The following is a 2,020-nucleotide window of genomic DNA, read 5'->3' as shown; positions in this document are numbered from 1 at the left end:
CAAATGCCCTGAGCGATCGGGCAACGCGTGTGGAAACGGCAGCCGGTCGGCGGATCCAGCGGTGACGGCGGATCGCCGGCGAGGATGATGCGCTTACGAGTCTTCTGGATATCCGGATCGGGAACCGGCACGGCAGACAGCAGCGACTGCGTGTACGGATGGTGGGGCTCGCTGTAGAGCGTCTTCCAGTCCGAAACCTCGACCATCTTGCCCAGGTACATAACGGCAACGCGATCGGAGATGTGCTGCACGACGGACAGGTCGTGGGCAATAAACAGGTATGCGGTACCGAACTTGTCCTGGAGCTCCTTAAGAAGGTTCAGAACCTGGGCTTGAATGGAAACATCCAGAGCAGAAACCGGCTCGTCGCAGATAATCAGCTTGGGCTTCAGCGCAAATGCACGGGCGATGCCGACACGCTGACGCTGACCGCCGGAGAACTCATGAGGATAGCGGTTAATGTGCTCTGGGTTCAGTCCGACAACGTCGAGAAGCTCGCGGACACGCTCAATACGCTCCTCCTTGGTGCCCACGCCGTGAATGGTCATGGGTTCGGAGACAATCTCGCCGATGGTCATACGAGGGTTGAGCGAAGCATAAGGGTCCTGGAAGATGAACTGCATCTCGCGACGCATGTCCTTGATCTCATGCTTACTCATTTCGGCAACGTCTTTGCCCTGGAAGAACACTTTGCCTGCCGTCGGCTTAGTCAGGCGCATGATGGTGCGGCCCGTGGTGGACTTACCGCAACCAGACTCGCCGACCAAGCCAAAGGTCTCGCCCGGATAAATCTCGAACGAAATGTCGTTCACAGCAGAGACGACACGCTTGGAGAAGCGCTTGGCGAACATGCCGGACTCAGCGGGAAACTCCTTAGAGAGGTGCTCGACCTTCAGCAGCGGAGTACGCTCGTTGGTATCTGCCATTACGCCTCGCCTCCCTTCTTGGAATCCTTGCGCGTACGGGACGTCTCAGGAGCGTTCTTGAGAAACTCGGGGTCACCGGAGTAGTGGCACGCAGAGTAATGACCAGACTCGGTGACAACGCGCTCGGGGCGCTGCTTGCGGCACTTGTCCGTCGCATAGGGGCAACGAGGAGAGAAGACGCAGCCCTCAGGCAAGTTCATGAGCGAAGGCGGGTTGCCGTGAATCGGCGTAAGCGGCTTCTTCTCTTCGATGGCCTGCTCCGGGATGGAGCGGATAAGGCCCCAGGTGTAGGGGTGGCGGCTCTCGTAGAAGATTTCCTCAGCAGTACCGAACTCGACGGGACGGCCGGCGTACATAACCATGATCTTATCGGCCATATCGGCAACGACGCCCAGGTCATGGGTAATCATGATAATGGCGTTGCCGTTCTTCTCCTGCATCTCCTGCATGAGCTCGATAATCTGAGCCTGAATGGTAACGTCCAGAGCCGTCGTGGGCTCGTCGGCAATCAGGATATCGGGATCGCAGGCAAGAGCCATAGCGATCATGACGCGCTGACGCATACCGCCAGAGAACTGGTGCGGATACTCATTGACGCGCTTCTCGGGCTCGGGAATACCAACGAGGTCCAAAAGCTCGGTGGCGCGCTTGAGCGCCTCCTGCTTGGAGTAGCCACGGTGCAGACGAAGACCCTCGCCCACCTGCTTGCCGATCTTATAGACCGGGTTCAAGGAGGTCATAGGATCCTGGAAGATCATCGCGATGTCGTTACCGCGAATGTGCTGCATCTCTTCCTCAGTCATCTCGAGGATAGAACGACCGCGATAGCGAACGTCGCCGCCCTCAATCTTTCCCGGAGGCATCGAGATAAGGCCCATGATGGTCATGGCGGTCACGGACTTACCGGAGCCGGACTCACCGACGACACCAAGGGTCTCGCCACGATCGAGCGTGTAGGACACACCATCGACAGCGCGAACGACGCCATCCTCGGTGTGGAAATACATCTTAAGGTCGTCGACCTCGAGCAGATGCTGGCCCTCGGGAACCGGCTGGTCCTTCAGGTCCACATAGTTCTTGTTCTTCTTCATCCT

General features: G+C 58.1%; 2 protein-coding genes. Both read right to left on the bottom strand.

Features of this window, described 5'->3' with window-relative positions; translation table 11 throughout:
- The coding region (locus tag Q0G75_RS09310; RefSeq protein ID WP_294417986.1) for an oligopeptide/dipeptide ABC transporter ATP-binding protein at positions 1–926 on the bottom strand (926 nt) is incomplete at its 3' end.
- Positions 926–2,017 (bottom strand): ABC transporter ATP-binding protein, encoded by a 1,092-nt coding sequence (locus Q0G75_RS09305; protein ID WP_022094887.1) that lies wholly within the window; start codon positions 2,015–2,017, stop codon positions 926–928. The genes Q0G75_RS09310 and Q0G75_RS09305, both read right to left, overlap by 1 nt.
- Positions 2,018–2,020 lie beyond the last annotated feature (3 nt).

Origin of the sequence: uncultured Senegalimassilia sp. (assembly GCF_934636665.1) — a bacterium.
Taxonomy (GTDB): Bacteria; Actinomycetota; Coriobacteriia; order Coriobacteriales; family Eggerthellaceae; genus Senegalimassilia.
This window is presented reverse-complemented; position numbering and strand designations above follow the sequence as displayed.

What these genes read in the sequence shown, in the direction of transcription:
- Q0G75_RS09305 (WP_022094887.1), bottom strand. Translation starts at nt 2,017, where the DNA reads ATGAAGAAGAACAAGAACTATGTGGACCTGAAGGACCAGCCGGTTCCC.